Raw genomic sequence first — 16,400 nt, 5'->3', positions numbered from 1 at the left:
CTACACCCCAGCGGCTCAACACCCTGACTGCGCCCGCAGAAAAAAATCAAAAAGAGTTGATCGAAATCAATAACGGCAAAACTATCAATACGTTACCATGCAATTTAAAATAGAGTCGCAGAAATTTAAGGGCTTGCGCCATCTGCGTTTCCACTGTTTTCACCGATATGTTCAGCTCACGCGCAATTTCGGGATACGATAGACCTTGTTGCCGGCTAAGGGTAAAAATGCGACGGCGTTTGGGCGGTAGCTTGGCTAGCGCAGCCAGATACACCGTTTCCAACTCGGCATACTCCACATCTTTTTCCATGTTGCCTTCTGTGGGCGGCACATGGCGCAAAAAATCCTGGTAGGCAACCTGATGCTGCACGTGGCGCAACTGGTTTAAAATCAGATGATGCGCTGTGGTAAAAAGATAGCCTTTCAATGGTACGTCGTCGCGCAATTCATGACGCTTTTCCCATATTTTCAAAAAGCACTCCTGCACAATTTCCTCTGCTGCTGCTCTAGTTTTCAGGTAACTATAAGCAAACCGGTACACGCGCGGACTGTAGTGTCGAAACAGCGCGTCGAATGCTCGGCCGTCGTCGTGGCGTAAACGGCTCAGCCAAGCAATATCCGGAAAATCCAGTACAGCTTTCAAAGAAGACAATAAAGAGAAGCGAAGGCTAAATGTACTTAAAAGTAGTTTCTTACTGGTTTAAGTAAGAAAGCTAAGAGTTGTTTTCGTTTTCCTGCCTCGCAGTGGAATTTCTTACCGGATAGAATCTTATGCCCACAAAATCTGCAAGATGCAGCCGTGCAGATACTGCATATCAATCGTACTGTTGCCATACACCACGCACTACCCGTATTGCCGGTATAGGTACCGCGTTTGACGGAAGCATTTGCACATAGCCGGTACAATAGCTTGCTGCTGCACTATAGCTAACTTCAGTTCTTGACTTCCGTGTTACTTTACCCTTGCACTGGCTCCTGCAAAGCCGGCGGGGTAGGATTATACTGCGGCGTGGCGTTCAAGTGCTCGGCTGCCGACTGCCCGCTGTGCTTTTTATAATCGCGCCGTTTGTAAGGCCGAATAATCAGGCGCAGCGCCTTATCGGAGCTGAAATAGCTGATGGCCCAGCTGATGAGCGTTACGACCTTGTTGCGGAAGCCGATGAGCGTCATCAAGTGCACAAACAGCCACGTCAGCCACCCGAAAAAGCCTCCGAAGTGTATGTCCTTGGGCAAATCGACTACTGCCCGGTTGCGGCCCACAATGGCCATGGTGCCCTTGTTGGTGTAGTCAAAAGGCTTGAGCGATTCCTTTTTCAGGATACGGCCCAGATTGGCAGCCAACTGTTCGGCTTGCTGAATGGCTACTGGCGCCAGCATGGGGTAGCCTTTGGGCATAGCGTCGGTCACCATGTTGGCCACGTCGCCGATGGCGTAAATATTCGTGGTGCCCGTCACTAGGTTATGATGGTCCACGTTGAGGCGCTTGTTGCGGGTGATCTGCTGCTCCGAGAAGCCGGGTAGGGCTGCTCCATTCACACCGGCGGCCCAAATCAGGTTTTCCGTTCGAATGAAATCCGTATCAGAAATGTAGGCTTTGCCATCCTCAAAGCGCTTGGCTGAGGTATTGAGCCGAATATGGACTCCCATCTCGTCCAAGTACTTGTGCGCCGTTTGCTGTGCTTCCTTCGACATGGGCCCCAACACGGCCCCGCCGGCCTCAATGAGGTAGATTTCCATCTGCTTCAGGTCCAGCTCGGGGTAGTCCTGGGGTAGCACGTCTTTGCGCATCTCGGCCAGCGAACCGGCAATTTCCACGCCCGTGGGGCCGCCACCCACAATCACCACATTCAGCAGCGCCTGCCGCTTGGCGGGGTTGGCTTCCAGCACCGCCCGCTCGAAATTTTGAAATAGAAAGCTGCGCAGATTCAGGGCATTCGGCACACTCTTGATCTGCATTCCGTTCTTCTCAATGGTTTCAAGCCCAAAGAAGTTGGTGACCGAGCCCGTAGCCAATACCAGGTAGTCGTAGCTGATTTCCCCAATGTCGGTTACGATGGTATTGCGGTCTGGCTCCACGCGCTGCACATCGGCCAGGCGGTAGAAGAAGTTCTCCTGGCCTGCAAAAATCTTGCGGATGGGGTAGGCAATACTGTCGGCTTCTAGGGCGCCGGTAGCCACTTGGTAGAGCAGCGGCTGAAAATTATGGTAGTTGTTGCGGTCCACTACTACTACCTGTAGGGGCTGGTCGGCTAGCTCTTTGGCCAAGCGCAGCCCCCCAAAACCACATCCCACAATTACAACGCGCGGGAGCGGGGAGGTAGGCAAATTCGTATCCATGCGGTAAAGTATAAGGGCGCGTGGTACGCTCCCATCGTTGCGAAATTCGGTTGTGCCGGCCGGGGCAGCCAGGCATCAACTCGCTGGTACGCAACTTTAAAAATTTGGACGATGCTTCGCTTAAAAAACAGTGTATCTAGACCAAACTATCCAACACGCTATAAGCCAGAACGCCGTTCCTCTCAGCGGAAGGAACGGCGTTCTGGCTTATGCTAACAGCGTTTGATTATCTAATAATCGTCGCCGGCCTTTTTCTTGAACTCCCCGGCTTTTATCTGATTGATGAGTTGCAACCAGCTGAAGGGGTTTAGCAGGGGGTTATTGGTGTAGGGGGTAGCGCCTTGGCCCATACGCCGTTGCTGGTCGTATTGCTGCATCTGCATAGTTTGGCGGTAGTTGGCCATGCTAGAGGTGGGTAGAGCGATGAACAGTCGGCGCATCACCTCAGGACTAAGGTTGGCCGCGGCCGAAGAGCCCTTCTCATCGGGTAGGCGCAGGGCCAGAAAGGCTTCCTTAAATGCCTTTTCGGTGGCGTACGGAAAGATCCGCACCTCCGGGAGTATGGTAGCGTCTTCCCGCAACTGAATAATAATGGAATAGCTCTGCCGTGGGTAATCGGGTGGGACCACAACCCATTGGTTGCCGTAGCCCAGCGCCCGAACCACGATGCTGTCGCCGGCCAGCACAGGCAGCGAGAAGTAGCCGTACTCGTTGGTGAGGGTGCCCCGTCCGGCTTTGGGCACAAATACAGCCGCTCCTGGCACGCCCAGAAGCGAGTCGCCGGTGGCGATGATGCCGGAAAACTGCACTACCGGCCGCTTGCCCTGGGCCTGCGCGGCAGATCCTGCCAACAGCAAGAGCAACAACGTGATTACCCCGGCAAAAGCAGTACGAAAAGAGGAGGAAACAGACATAGAATGAATTACAGACTACAAGTATACGGCAGATTGAAAGGTAGGCGCCCGGATTGACGTAAATTTGTCGTACCGCTCCTTACCTCCTTCCTTCCAATTCAAACAAAAGATGCGCCTAAAACACTTCACCGTTGCATTAGGGTTGCCCATTTTTAAAGCATTCGGCGACGAAAGTCGGCTGCGTATCCTTCATCTGCTGTGGCGCAACCAGGAAATGTGCATTTCTGACCTGGAACAGGTGTTGGACTTCACCCAAACCAAAACCTCCCGCCAATTATTGTATCTGAAAAACGCGGGCATGGTCAACTTCCGCCGTCTCGATAATTGGGTATTCTATTATATAAAAGACGAGGTAGGCGACGTGGTGCAGCAGTTGCTGGGCTACCTAGAGCGCGACGCCCAGCTGCGCCACGACCAGGAAACCTACCAAACGCTATGGTCGAACCGAGAGCTGGCCGCGTACAAGCTGCAAAACCGCCGCTGGAAAGGTGAAGCCGAGGTGAAATAGTGAGATGATGCGTGATGAAATGGTGAGTTTTCGTTTTCGCCTCATTATCCGTTACGTCAACTTATCCGGCGTGCTGGTCGTTTGAATCTCACAACTTCACCACTCACAATTTCACCACCTCGTGTACGCCTATCATATTTTCGTTTGCACCAACCAGAAAAGCGGCGTTGGCGATGACGTAGCCAAGACGTTCAAAAAAGAACTGAAAAAGCAGGACCTCAAAAAACTGCTTAGCGCTGGTAAAAAACGCAAAAACCGCGTGCAAACCACCGGCTGCCTCGACGTGTGCAAGCACTGCAAAAAAGGCAACGGCGCGGCCGTGGTGTTCTACCCCGAGAACATCTGGTATGGCGACGTGCTCCCCAAAGACGTGGCCGACATTGTAGCCGAGCACTTAGGCGAGGGCCGGCCCGTGCAGCGCCTGCGGTTAGAGTAGTTCTCTCCCGTACACGCACTTTCTGCTATTCATTCTTAACTGTCTACCCCAACTTGAAAACGTATCGCCACCTGTTTTTCGACCTCGACCATACGCTTTGGGATTTCGAAACGAACTCCGAAGAGGTACTTCGGTTTCAGTACGACGACCACCGGCTGGCGCGCTATGGCTTCACGGTAGAGCAGTTTATGACGTATTACAGCGAAGTGAACCATGCGCTGTGGCGCCTCTACCAAGGCAATAAGATCACGCAGCAGCAGTTGCGCACCACCCGCTTTGCGCGCACTCTCACTAAGCTGGGCGTGCCCGAGGACGAACTGCCGGCTGATATGTCGGATCAATACACCTCCCTCCTACCCCACAAAACGGCTGTTTTCCCCTATACCTTCGAGGTGTTGGACTACCTAAAAGACAAAGGCTATGCGCTGCACTTGCTGACCAATGGTTTCCGGGAAATTCAACACGTGAAGCTGAGCGCCGCCCGCCTGACAGATTATTTTCGGGAGGTTATTACCTCCGAGTGCAGTGGCTGCCTAAAGCCCGACGGCCGTATGTACCAGCACGCCCTGGACCGCGCCGGCACCACCGCCGCCGACAGCCTCATGATTGGCGACAACCTGGAATGCGACGTGCTAGGCGCCGCCAACGCCGGCCTCGACCAAGTGTATTTCAACCCTGCAAAACGCCGACATTTCGCCCAAACGACTTACGAAATTGCCTGTTTGAGCGAGTTGAAGGAGATTTTGTAAACGCAAAACCGTCTGTCATCTTGAGTGCAGCGAAGGACCTTCTCACGTTAGAACGACAAGCGTATCAACGACTCGTTCAACTAGCATGAGGTCCTTCGCGCTGCTCAGGATGACAGACGGTTTTGGTTTTAGCTACCTTTGTCTTAGCCTATCTCGGCCACAAACCGAAAACTATTACCGAAAAACCACCCGCTATGGCCAACGCCTTTTTCAACGTTCCTACCCCCATTAACGAGCCTGTGAAGGGCTACGCGCCCAACTCTCCCGAGCGCATCGAGCTACTGAAGATGCTGAAGGAGCTGAAGCAGCAGGAGTGCGATATTCCGATGCACATTGGCGGTCAGGAAGTTCGTACGGGCAAGACCCTACCCATCAACCCACCCCACGACCACCAGCACACGCTGGGTGTTTTCCACGAGGGCGACGCCTCGCACGTGCAGCAGGCCATTGACGCCGCCTTAGCTGCCCGCGAGCAGTGGGCTTCCCTACCCTGGGAGCAACGCGCTGCTATTTTCCTGAAAGCCGCCGATTTGCTGGCCGGTCCTTATCGGGCGCGCATCAATGCGGCTACCATGCTGGGGCAGAGCAAGAACGCCTTTCAAGCCGAAATCGACGCGGCCTGCGAACTGATCGACTTTTTCCGCTTCAACGTGCACTACATGCAGGAGTTGTACCGGCAGCAGCCGCAGTCGGCGCCGGGTATGTGGAACCGTTTGGAGCACCGCGCTCTGGAGGGCTTCGTGTTTGCCCTCACGCCGTTCAACTTCACCTCCATTGCCGGCAACCTCCCTACCTCGGCGGCCATGATGGGCAACGTGGTGGTATGGAAACCCGCCTATACGCAAATCTACTCGGCGCAGGTACTGATGGAGCTGTTTAAGGAAGCAGGCGTGCCCGATGGCGTTATCAACCTGATTTACGTGGACGGCCCCGTAGCTGGCGACGTCATTTTCAACCACCGCGACTTTGCCGGTATTCACTTCACCGGCTCTACGGGCGTGTTCCAGACCATCTGGAAAACCATCGGCGAGAACATTCCCAAGTACCGCAGCTTCCCCCGCATTGTGGGCGAAACCGGCGGCAAGGACTTCATTGTGGCTCACCCTTCGGCGCACGCTAAGGCGGTAGCCGTGGCTATTTCGCGCGGGGCGTTTGAGTATCAGGGGCAGAAGTGCTCGGCCGCGTCACGGGTGTACCTACCCTCCAACCTGGCCGACGAAATCCTGGGCTACGTGAAGGAAGATCTGGCTTCGTTCAAGATGGGTGATGTGGAGGACTTCTCCAACTTCATCAACGCCGTTATCAGCGAGGTGTCGTTTGATAAGCTTGCCAAGTACATCGACGGTGCCAAGGCCGATGCCGACGCCGAGATTGTGGCCGGCGGTGGCTATGATAAGTCGAAAGGCTACTTCATCGAGCCTACCGTTATCGTAACCAAAGACCCGCAATACGTGACCATGCGCACGGAGCTATTTGGGCCGGTAGTGACGGTGTATGTGTACGACGCTGACCAATTTGAGCAGACCTTAGAAGTAGTAGACTCCACCTCGCCCTATGCCCTCACCGGCGCCATCTTCTCGCAAGACCGCTATGCCATCGACCTAGCCTCGAAGAAGCTGGTAAATGCCGCTGGCAACTTCTACATCAACGATAAGCCTACTGGGGCCGTAGTGGGCCAGCAACCCTTCGGCGGTGCCCGCGCCAGCGGTACCAACGACAAGGCCGGCTCTATCCTGAACCTGTTGCGCTGGGTGTCGCCGCGCGCCATCAAGGAAACCTTCGTGCCTGTTACGGACTACCGCTACCCCTTCCTGGGCTCGGAGCCGCAGGAAGATCTGAACCGCGATAAAGGCCTGTAAGCCTCTGCTTCGCGATGGTTGTACCGCCGGCTATACGTTAACAGAAATAAAAGCCCCGTTCGGATTTTCCGGCGGGGCTTTTGGTTTGTCGACATGCTTATTCAGGGGTTCCGTCATGGCAGAACAGATGTTCTACCCACAGGCGGTCGACTCAGCAGGTAGGAGAAGATCAACTGGTAAGGTTATCACTGATACTAGCCAGTCCCTCTTGCCAGTCGCTTGCAACATACGACAGGTTGTTATTTCACCCTGCTACGCGTCGTAGCCCTCTTTGAACTGTAGATCACCACTGAGTGATTCATGCTTGACAATGGCCTCGTGCATGTGCCGTGCCTGACTACTGGCTACTTGTGCTTTCTGAAAAAACAGGGTCGCTACTTGCTGCTGCTTTTCTTGGGTAAAGTGCTCTCCTAAGGCCTGCAACAGCATGTGTGCTTCTTCGAGCCCGCGCATGGCTTGGTAGAGGAAGCCTTCTACAGTCTGCGTGACTTCGCCCAGCAAAGCGTTGGCCGTATAGGCGTGCCCCGTGTGGCAGCGGTAGCGAATAAGCTTGCCCTCAATAAGCTGCGTCAGTGCCCCGTGGCATTCGGGACAGGTGAAGGAGGTTAATTGTCCCTGCTCAATGATGCCCAAGGCGAAGGCATTATTAGCCTTTGCAATTTGAAATTCGATGCCGAGCAGCTCTCGCTCCCGCTTCAGCACACGTGGAACAGCCGGAGCTGGCTCCAGGGTCAGCCGCACCAGCAGGGACCCAAGCTCGGCGAGTGGCACAATATGGTCGGCCTCCACGTAGCCCAGGGCATTGATAGGCATCGCCGGCGACTCAGCATCATGCGGGTCCTGCACCACCGCCACGCCACCCAGGCGCTGTAGCGACCATAGCCCAGAGGTGCCATCATCTAGGTAGCCCGTAAGCACGACGCCAATCACGCGGGGACCGTAGCCATAGGCAGCGGAGCGAAACAGCGCGTCAATAGACGGACGGAAGCGGTTTTCTTTCGGCCCGCGCTTCACCAGCACACGGTCATTTTCCAGTAGCAAATGGTGGTCGGGCGGGGCCACGTAGATAGTACCAGCGGCAAAAGCCTCGCCGTCCTGGGCATGCTTAGCAGATAAGGCAGACACGCGGTCCAATAGCTGCGGCAGAATACTCTGCGAATCGGCCCCCACGTGTTGCACCACAAAGATAGGCGCCGGAAAGTCGGCTGGCAGGGTTTGCACCAGTGCTAGCAGGGCGGCTACGCCCCCAGAGGAAGCCCCAATCACAACAATATCACGGCGCTGGTGAGTATTGGCAGGAGTTGATTGGGGCTGTTTCATTGCGTAGGCAGGAAGGGAAGGAAACGAATAAAGTACCTATAAATAATAGGAGTCAGCAGACTGCTTAACAGCAGGTTATAGCACCCGTAAACTAGGTTCGTCTTCTAAGCTCTATTATAAAATGAGCTGTCAGCTAAAGCCGTCAAATATACCCTTTTCCTACCCTATCCTATTCATCTTTGTTCCAAACTATCCAAGCCCTACCTTTGCTTCCTACCGCCTTTTCGTTTAGGCCTCCATTTCAGTCAACGACTATGCTTCTCGCTGTAAATTCTATCAATTACCAGCCCGTCGACTATTTGCCGATGCTGGTTCAGTTTATTTTGGCCATTGCCTTTGTAGCCTTTGCCATGGTGGTATCGCACTTGGTAGGCCCCAAGCGCCATAGCAAAGTGAAAGACGCTTCCTGGGAATGTGGTATTGAGTCGGTAGGTAACGCCCGCACGCCTATTTCGGTGAAGTACTTTCTCACGGCTATTCTATTTGTGCTGTTCGACGTGGAAGTTATCTTCATGTACCCCTGGGCCGTGAACTTCCGCAAGCTGGGCACCTTCGGTTTTGTAGAGATGGTGGTGTACCTGGCGTTGGTAATGGCTGGTTTCGGCTACGTGATTCGCAAGGGCATCCTGAAATGGAGTGAAATCCCTACCGCTCAGCCAAACTATAAATAAGCCGTTGGTGTTGGCTTTTTGGGTGTACTTCCCTCACTAACTGACTTTCACGCATGGATACTAGAGTTCCCGAAATCAAAACCGTACCGGCTCCTGAAGGCATTGAAGGCGCTGGTTTTTTTGCCACCTCGCTGGAGAAGGTAGTGGGTATTGCCCGCGCCAACTCGTTGTGGCCCCTACCCTTTGCTACCTCCTGCTGCGGCATTGAGTTTATGGCAACCATGGGCGCGCACTACGACATCTCTCGCTTCGGCTCCGAGCGCCCCAGCTTCTCGCCGCGCCAGGCCGACTTGCTGATGGTGATGGGTACCATTGCCAAGAAAATGGCTCCTATTGTGAAACAGGTATACGAGCAGATGGCTGAGCCCCGCTGGGTGCTGGCCATGGGCGCCTGCGCCTCATCGGGTGGCATTTTCGACACCTACTCCGTACTGCAAGGCATTGACCGCATCATTCCAGTTGATGTGTACGTGCCAGGCTGTCCGCCTCGTCCTGAGCAAGTGCTCGACGGCTTGATGCGCGTGCAGGACCTAGCCAAGAATGAGTCTCTGCGCCGCCGTAACTCGCCCGAGTATCAGGCGCTGCTGGCATCCTATAATATTAAATAAGTGGTTAGCTGTTCGCTGTTGGCCATTCACTTCTTATCGGAAGTATGCCAACAGCGAACAGCCAATTGCCAATAGCTAACAGCTCACAAAATGGCTGACCCAATCGAAGAATCTGCTGCCGCCCAAGCCACTGCCGTTGCGCAGGAAGACCCGAATAAACTGACCAACGCCAAGATCCTCAGCAAGCTGCAGGAGTTGTTTGGCGAGGCCTCCTTCACAGATGTAGAGGAGCCATATGGTTTGCTGACGGCTACTACTACCCGCGAGCGGATTCACGATATCATTCAGACGCTGGCTAGTGAGCAGGAGCTAAAGATGCACTTTCTGACCACCATGTGCGGGATTCACTACCCTGAGAACGAGGGTCAGGAATTAGGTATGATCTACCACTTGCACAGCTTGGTGAACAACGTGCGGCTACGGCTGAAAATCTTCTTCCCCATTGCTGATCCGGTAGTGCCTACCCTCACCGATGTATACGCTACGGCCAACTGGATGGAGCGGGAAGCTTACGACTTCTACGGCATTATCTTTCAGGGTCACCCGAACCTTATTCGGATCCTGAATGTGGAGGATATGGACTACCACCCCATGCGGCGCGAATATCCCCTGGAAGACGGTACCCGTGAAGATAAAACCGACCTGTTTTTTGGTCGCTAATATTTGATCTGTCATGCTAAGAAACGAAGCATCTTATCACGGCGGCGTTTAGTAGGCTCTAACTCAATGTGGCGCAGGCGTGATAAGGTCCTTCGCCGCGCTCAGGATGACACCATTTGATATGGCAGTAAACGACACTCTCGACGGTACGCATAAGATTATAGAAGAGGCACGTGACCAGAATTTTGGTATGAACGTGCCGATGCTTAACGACTTCAGCCAAGAGCTAACGACCCTGAACCTGGGGCCTACGCACCCGGCTACGCACGGTATTTTCCAGAACATCCTGCAAATGGATGGGGAGCGGATTGTATCGGGCGTGCCTACCATCGGCTACATCCACCGCGCCTTCGAGAAGATTGCGGAGCGCCGGCCGTTCTACCAGATTACGCCCCTAACGGACCGCATGAACTACTGCTCGTCGCCCATCAACAACATGGGCTGGCATATGACGGTAGAGAAGCTGTTGGGCGTGACAGTTCCCAAACGCGCGCAGTACATGCGCGTGATTATGATGGAGTTGGCCCGCATTGCTGACCACTTGGTATGCAACGGTATCTTGGGGGTAGATACGGGCGCTTTCACTGGCTTCCTGTATGTATTCGAGGAGCGCGAAAACATCTACGAGATTTACGAAGAAGTTTGCGGTTCGCGCTTGACCACCAACATGGGCCGGGTAGGCGGCATGGAGCGCGACTTCTCCGACGTAGCCATTCAGAAGCTGCGCACGTGGCTGAAGCGCTTCCCCGATGTGATGCGGGAATTTGAGAAGCTGTTCAACCGCAACCGCATCTTCATGGACCGCACCATCGATGTGGGCGGTATCACGGCAGAAAAGGCGCTGAATTACGGCTTCACCGGCCCCAACCTGCGCGCCACTGGTGTTGATTATGATGTGCGTGTAATGAACCCCTATTCTTCCTATGAAGACTTCGATTTCGAAATTCCAGTAGGTACCAAGGGCGACACCTATGACCGTTACTTGGTGCGCAACGCCGAAATCTGGCAGAGCCTCCGCATCATTGAGCAAGCCCTAGAAAACCTCCCCGAAGGCCCTTTCCACGCCGACGCACCGCATTACTACCTGCCGCCCAAGCAGGCCGTGTACAAAAACATGGAGGCGCTTATCTACCACTTCAAAATCATCATGGGGGAGATAGACGCGCCAGTAGGTGAGGTGTATCACTCTGTGGAAGGCGGTAATGGCGAGTTGGGCTTCTACCTGATTTCGGATGGAGGTCGCACGCCCTACCGCCTGCACTTCCGTCGGCCTTGCTTTATCTATTACCAAGCCTACCCCGAAATGGTAGTAGGCCAGTCGCTCTCCGATGCCATCCTCACGCTGTCGTCGATGAACGTAATTGCCGGCGAACTGGACGCCTAGTATGCCGCTGAATCTGATTGATATGGAACCCACGAATGCCCCCGCCAAGCCTCAGTTTTCGGCCGCTGCTCAGGACGAAATCAAGCGCATCATCACGCACTACCCTGAGGACCGCAAGAAGTCGGCGCTACTCCCGGTGCTGCACATTGCCCAGGCCGAGTTTGGCGGTTGGGTGAGCCCCGAGGTGCAAACGCTGGTAGCCGAAACGTTGGACCTCAAGCCCATTGAGGTGTACGAGGTAGCCACGTTCTACACCATGTTCAACCTAAAACCAGTGGGCAAGCACGTGTTGGAAATTTGCCGCACGGGTCCTTGCATGCTGCGCGGTTCCGACGAGCTAACGGCCCACCTGGAGCGCCTGACAGGTGCCAGGGTAGGTGGTGAGACCTCGCCCGATGGCTTGTTCACCTTGAAAGAAGTGGAATGCCTGGCTGCCTGCGGCTTTGCCCCCATCGTGCAGGTGCGGGAGAAGTATTATGAGCAGCTTGATACGCCCGAAAATGTGGATGCCATGCTCACAGAGCTGCGCAACATGGTGCACCGGCCTATTCTTCCGTGGGAAGCACTGGCGCAGCATTAATCGGGCAGAAAAATTAGACGATTGGCGAATAGCTACTAGCGCACACGATCATGGGACGCAAACTGCTGACTGAACATATTAACGTTGAAGGCATTGACACCTTTGAGGTATACCGCAAACACGGCGGCTACCGCTCGGTGGAGAAGGCTTTGAAGACAATGACCCCCGATGAGGTGGTAGAGGAAGTGAAGAAGTCGGGCCTGCGTGGGCGCGGCGGCGCGGGCTTCCCTACTGGCCTAAAGTGGAGCTTTTTGGCGAAGCCAGAAGGCGTGCCGCGCCACTTAGTGTGCAACGCCGACGAATCGGAGCCGGGCACATTCAAGGACCGTCAATTGATGTCGAAGCTGCCGCACTTGCTCATTGAAGGCATGATTACGAGCAGCTACGCGCTGGGCGCTAATACCTCGTACATCTACATTCGCGGCGAGTTGCTGTACGTACTGCGCATCCTGGAAAAAGCTATTTCGGAGGCGTATGCCAATGGTTTCTTGGGCAAAAACATCCTCGGCTCGGGTTACGACCTGGATTTGCACGTGCACCCCGGTGGTGGCGCGTATATCTGTGGCGAGGAAACGGCTCTGCTCGAATCATTGGAGGGCAAGCGCGGCAACCCGCGTAACAAGCCACCATTCCCGGCTGTGCAGGGCCTTTATGCTCGTCCCACGGTAGTAAACAACGTGGAGTCGATTGCAGCCGTGGTTCCCATTATCAACGATGGCGGCGATGAATACGCCAAGTTGGGGGTAGGTAAGAGCACGGGCACTAAGTTGTTCTCGGCTTGTGGTCACCTCAACAAACCCGGCATCTACGAAATTGAGCTGGGTGTGCCCGTTGAAGAATTCATCTACTCCGATGAGTACTGCGGTGGCATCTGGAAGGGTAGAGAGCTGAAAGCAGTAGTAGCCGGTGGCTCTTCCGTACCAATCCTACCCAAAGAGTTAATTCTGAAGACGGCAGCCGGTGAAGACCGCCTGATGACCTACGAATCGCTTTCTGATGGTGGCTTCGTGACGGGCACTATGCTGGGCTCGGGTGGCTTCATCGCCATGGATGAAACCACGTGCATCGTGCGCAATACCTGGAGCTTCTCACGTTTTTACCACCACGAGAGCTGCGGCCAATGCTCGCCCTGCCGCGAAGGTACCGGCTGGATGGAAAAAGTGCTGCACCGCTTAGAGCATGGCCACGGTCACATGGAGGACATCGACCTACTCGTGAGTGTAGCCAAGCAGATCGAAGGTAACACGATTTGTCCGCTGGGTGAAGCCGCCGCGTGGCCGGTGGCTGCCGCCGTGCGCCACTTCCGCGACGAATTTGAGTGGCACGTGACCCACGCTAAAGAAGCTGCCCGCCCCGGCGCGGTCTACCCTGGTAAAGCAGTACTGGCTTAACTGTCATGCTGACGAAGGAAGCATCTTATCACGGCTGCTTTCGTCAAATTCACTAACTATTGCGGCGCTGACATGATAAGGTCCTTCGACACTGGCTTGATGCGCCACATGCTCATGATGACAAGTAAATAATGGCTAAAATAACCTTCGACGGCATTGAGATTGAGGTTCCGGACGGAACCACGATCATGAATGCGGCCCGTACTGTGGGCGGTAGCATTGTGCCACCGGCCATGTGCTACTACACGCCGCTGAAAGGCTCGGGCGGCAAGTGCCGCGCCTGCCTAGTGAAAGTCACGGCCGGCTCTACCAAGGACCCGCGCCCCATGCCCAAGCTGGTACCTTCGTGCATTACCTCGGTGCAAGACGGAATGGTGGTAGAAAATACCGTGAACCAGCAAGTACTGGATGTCCGCAAGGGTATTGTGGAGATGCTGCTCATCAACCACCCCCTGGACTGCCCCGTGTGCGACCAAGCGGGTGAGTGCGACCTGCAAAACTTTGCTTTTGAGCACGGTGTGAGCACCACGCGTTATACCGAGGAGCGTCGCACGTTCGACAAAATCGACATCGGGCCGCTGATTCAGCTGCATATGACGCGCTGCATCCTGTGCTACCGCTGCGTGTACACGGCCAACCAGATAGCTGGCGACCGGGTACACGGTGTGCTGGGCCGCGGCGACGCCGCTGAAATCGGTACGTACATCGAGAACATCATCGACCAGGATTTCTCCGGCAACGTCATCGACGTGTGCCCGGTAGGCGCCCTCACCGACAAAACTTGGCGCTTCAAGCAACGCGTGTGGTTTACGAAGCCCGTGAATGCCCACCGCGACTGCCCCAAGTGCTCGGGCAACGTGCTGCTGTGGTACAAAGGCAAAGACGTGCTGCGCGTAACCGCCCGCAAGGACGAGTACGGCGAGGTGAAAGAGTGGATCTGCAACGAGTGTCGCTTCGAGAAAAAGGAAACGTCGGATTGGACCATTGAAGGTCCCGCCCACATCGACCGTTCTTCGGTTATTTCGGCCAACCACTACGAATTGCCGGTGCTCAACCACTCTGTAGTAGCCGACCTCCCCGAAAGCACGCAACGCGAGTTGGAAAAGAACCCACCATTGAAATTAGGATCGTAAATCAAGCTCTTAGCTGATAGCTGTTGGCTGTTAGCTCCCTGTGCTTCATTATTAAACAACAGCTAACAGCTAACAGCTAATAGCTATCAGCTAAAAAGAATGTTAGAACTTCCTGCCCTCGGCTGGCAATCCATCGTCATCTTCGTGGTCTTCGCGCTATCGTTGCTGATTGCCACCTATTGCACTTACGCCGAGCGCGTCATTGCGGCCTTCCTGCAAGACCGGGTAGGCCCGGACCGCGCTGGCCCTTACGGCCTCGCTCAACCACTAGCTGATGCTGTGAAGATGTTCACCAAGGAGGAGTTTTTTCCTAGTGGCGCCAATACGGCCCTGTTCATCTTCGGTCCTTGCCTAGCCATGATTACGGCGCTGATGTCATCGGCGGTTATTCCGTTTGGCAACGTGCTGGAGTTCGGTTCCAACTACTTCTTTCTGCAAGGCATTGAGGTAAATATCGGCTTGCTGTGGGTGTTCGGTGTGGTATCGCTAGGCGTATACGGCATTATGATTGGCGGTTGGGCCTCCAACAACAAATTCTCACTGCTAGGTGCTATCCGGGCGGCTTCGCAGAACATCAGCTACGAATTGGCTATGGGCCTGTCGCTGATTGCAGTGCTGATGATTTCGGGTACGCTGTCGTTGCGCGACATTACGTTGCAGCAATCGGTGGCCGGTGAGTGGCACTTCTGGAATATCGTGAAACAGCCGTTGGGCTTCATCATTTTCCTGGTGTGCGCTTTCGCTGAAACCAACCGTACACCCTTCGACTTGCCCGAGTGCGAAACGGAACTGGTAGGTGGTTATCACACCGAGTATTCGTCGATGAAGCTAGGCTTGTACCTGTTCTCGGAATACGTAAACATATTCGTGGCTTCGGCCGTGATGAGCGTTCTGTACTTCGGCGGTTTCAATTTCCCTTTCCAATACGAGCTACGCGACTGGTTGGTGAGCAACCAAGATTGGACGCTGGCCGGCGCACAAAACCTGATTACCATCCTGGGCACTGTGTTGCTATTCGGGAAGATTTTCGGCTTCATTTTCTTCTTTATGTGGGTGCGCTGGACCCTACCCCGCTTTCGCTACGACCAACTAATGCGCTTGGGTTGGACTATTCTCATTCCCCTGTCCATCTTCAACATCCTGCTCACCGGTGGTCTGATTACCTTCGGTATCATTTAGTAGGCTTTTGATCTGACCTTATGCAATCCCTTAGCAATAGAGCCAAGCAAGTTGAAAAGAAGCCCATGACGCTGGCCGAGCGGGCCTACCTGCCGGCTATCTTTCAGGGCTTGAGCATTACGATGCGGCACTTCTTTATGAAGAAGCCCACCATTCGCTACCCTGAGGAGCAGCGCCCGTTTTCGCCCGTGTTCCGCGGCCTGCACGTGCTGAAGCGCGACGAGCAGGGTAGGGAGCGGTGCACTGCCTGCGGCCTCTGCGCCGTAGCGTGCCCCGCCGAAGCCATTACGATGGTGGCCGGTGAGCGGAAAAAAGGGGAAGAAAATCTGTACCGCGAGGAGAAGTACGCCATTAGCTACGAAATCAACATGCTGCGGTGTATCTTTTGTGGCCTCTGCGAAGAAGCCTGCCCGAAAGCCGCCGTGTACCTGCAAGCAGACAAAATGGCGCCGCCCCGCTTCGAGCGCGACGAGTTCATTTATGGCAAAAATCGTTTGGTAGAGCCCGTTTCGCCGGATGACCGCTCGAAGCGCGGCATTCAGCTCACGGAGGAACAAGCCCAGCAGCTACGCACCAAGATGGACGCACAACTGGCGTAGTTTCTCTTTTCCAAAGTACATCCTCCCTACCCCTCCTTGCAAAGGGAGGGGCGTTGGTTTCCCGCTTTTAGT

The 16,400-nt window shown here is 54.7% G+C and carries 17 protein-coding genes; 13 read left to right on the top strand and 4 right to left on the bottom strand.

Going from position 1 to position 16,400, the window contains the following annotated elements:
• Positions 1-46: 46 nt before the first annotated feature.
• The 3 genes from F1C16_RS00725 to F1C16_RS00715 form a co-directional block, all read right to left on the bottom strand.
• Entirely contained in the window at positions 47-643 is a 597-nt protein-coding gene (locus tag F1C16_RS00725; protein ID WP_185282489.1) for an RNA polymerase sigma-70 factor, read from the bottom strand.
• A 314-nt stretch (positions 644-957) separates the two neighbouring features.
• Positions 958-2,337, bottom strand: a complete 1,380-nt coding sequence (locus F1C16_RS00720; protein ID WP_185282488.1) for an NAD(P)/FAD-dependent oxidoreductase — start codon at positions 2,335-2,337, stop codon at positions 958-960.
• A 230-nt stretch (positions 2,338-2,567) separates the two neighbouring features.
• The gene (locus tag F1C16_RS00715; RefSeq protein WP_185282487.1) at positions 2,568-3,251 is read right to left on the bottom strand and encodes a carboxypeptidase-like regulatory domain-containing protein; all 684 of its coding nucleotides are present in this window, start codon (positions 3,249-3,251) and stop codon (positions 2,568-2,570) included.
• A gap of 109 nt (positions 3,252-3,360) precedes the next feature.
• Between F1C16_RS00715 and F1C16_RS00710 the strand changes: the two genes are divergently transcribed.
• The 4 genes from F1C16_RS00710 to pruA all read left to right on the top strand — a co-directional run bounded on the left by F1C16_RS00710 (position 3,361) and on the right by pruA (position 6,803).
• Positions 3,361-3,759, top strand: a complete 399-nt coding sequence (locus F1C16_RS00710) for a metalloregulator ArsR/SmtB family transcription factor (RefSeq protein WP_185282486.1) — start codon at positions 3,361-3,363, stop codon at positions 3,757-3,759.
• A gap of 121 nt (positions 3,760-3,880) precedes the next feature.
• A complete protein-coding gene (locus F1C16_RS00705) occupies positions 3,881-4,195 on the top strand; it encodes a ferredoxin (RefSeq protein ID WP_185282485.1) in 315 nt (104 codons plus the stop codon).
• A gap of 53 nt (positions 4,196-4,248) precedes the next feature.
• Positions 4,249-4,944 carry a YjjG family noncanonical pyrimidine nucleotidase gene (locus F1C16_RS00700; RefSeq protein ID WP_185282484.1) on the top strand — a complete coding sequence of 232 codons (696 nt, stop codon included), beginning with the start codon at positions 4,249-4,251 and terminating at the stop codon, positions 4,942-4,944.
• Positions 4,945-5,138: 194 nt separating this feature from the next.
• Positions 5,139-6,803, top strand: a complete 1,665-nt coding sequence (gene pruA, locus F1C16_RS00695; RefSeq protein ID WP_185282483.1) for an L-glutamate gamma-semialdehyde dehydrogenase — start codon at positions 5,139-5,141, stop codon at positions 6,801-6,803.
• 252 nt (positions 6,804-7,055) lie between these two features.
• On the opposite strand, the gene F1C16_RS00690 is transcribed toward pruA, so the two are convergent.
• Positions 7,056-8,123: a chemotaxis protein CheB gene (locus F1C16_RS00690; RefSeq protein WP_185282482.1), complete on the bottom strand. Its 1,068-nt coding sequence runs from the start codon at positions 8,121-8,123 to the stop codon at positions 7,056-7,058.
• Positions 8,124-8,377: 254 nt separating this feature from the next.
• Here F1C16_RS00690 and F1C16_RS00685 point away from each other — a divergent pair, with 254 nt between their 5' ends.
• The 9 genes from F1C16_RS00685 to F1C16_RS00645 all read left to right on the top strand — a co-directional run bounded on the left by F1C16_RS00685 (position 8,378) and on the right by F1C16_RS00645 (position 16,328).
• A complete protein-coding gene (locus tag F1C16_RS00685) occupies positions 8,378-8,794 on the top strand; it encodes an NADH-quinone oxidoreductase subunit A (protein WP_185282481.1) in 417 nt (138 codons plus the stop codon).
• A 53-nt stretch (positions 8,795-8,847) separates the two neighbouring features.
• Positions 8,848-9,402 carry an NADH-quinone oxidoreductase subunit B gene (locus tag F1C16_RS00680; RefSeq protein ID WP_216859179.1) on the top strand — a complete coding sequence of 185 codons (555 nt, stop codon included), beginning with the start codon at positions 8,848-8,850 and terminating at the stop codon, positions 9,400-9,402.
• Between the two features lie 90 nt (positions 9,403-9,492).
• A complete protein-coding gene (locus F1C16_RS00675) occupies positions 9,493-10,062 on the top strand; it encodes an NADH-quinone oxidoreductase subunit C (RefSeq protein WP_185282480.1) in 570 nt (189 codons plus the stop codon).
• A 190-nt stretch (positions 10,063-10,252) separates the two neighbouring features.
• Complete coding sequence (nuoD, locus tag F1C16_RS00670) at positions 10,253-11,446, top strand: NADH dehydrogenase (quinone) subunit D (RefSeq protein ID WP_243900297.1); 1,194 nt, start codon at positions 10,253-10,255, stop codon at positions 11,444-11,446.
• A gap of 22 nt (positions 11,447-11,468) precedes the next feature.
• Entirely contained in the window at positions 11,469-12,026 is a 558-nt protein-coding gene (gene nuoE / locus F1C16_RS00665; protein ID WP_185282478.1) for an NAD(P)H-dependent oxidoreductase subunit E, read from the top strand.
• 50 nt (positions 12,027-12,076) lie between these two features.
• Positions 12,077-13,417: an NADH-quinone oxidoreductase subunit NuoF gene (gene nuoF / locus F1C16_RS00660; protein ID WP_185282477.1), complete on the top strand. Its 1,341-nt coding sequence runs from the start codon at positions 12,077-12,079 to the stop codon at positions 13,415-13,417.
• 131 nt (positions 13,418-13,548) lie between these two features.
• Positions 13,549-14,550, top strand: a complete 1,002-nt coding sequence (locus F1C16_RS00655) for a 2Fe-2S iron-sulfur cluster-binding protein (RefSeq protein WP_185282476.1) — start codon at positions 13,549-13,551, stop codon at positions 14,548-14,550.
• 99 nt (positions 14,551-14,649) lie between these two features.
• Positions 14,650-15,729, top strand: coding sequence for an NADH-quinone oxidoreductase subunit NuoH (nuoH, locus tag F1C16_RS00650; protein WP_185282475.1), 1,080 nt, complete (start codon positions 14,650-14,652; stop codon positions 15,727-15,729).
• A gap of 20 nt (positions 15,730-15,749) precedes the next feature.
• Positions 15,750-16,328, top strand: coding sequence for an NADH-quinone oxidoreductase subunit I (locus F1C16_RS00645; protein ID WP_185282474.1), 579 nt, complete (start codon positions 15,750-15,752; stop codon positions 16,326-16,328).
• Positions 16,329-16,400 lie beyond the last annotated feature (72 nt).

The sequence above is a fragment of the Hymenobacter sp. NBH84 genome (assembly GCF_014217645.1).
Taxonomy (GTDB): Bacteria; Bacteroidota; Bacteroidia; order Cytophagales; family Hymenobacteraceae; genus Hymenobacter; species Hymenobacter profundi.
This window is presented reverse-complemented; position numbering and strand designations above follow the sequence as displayed.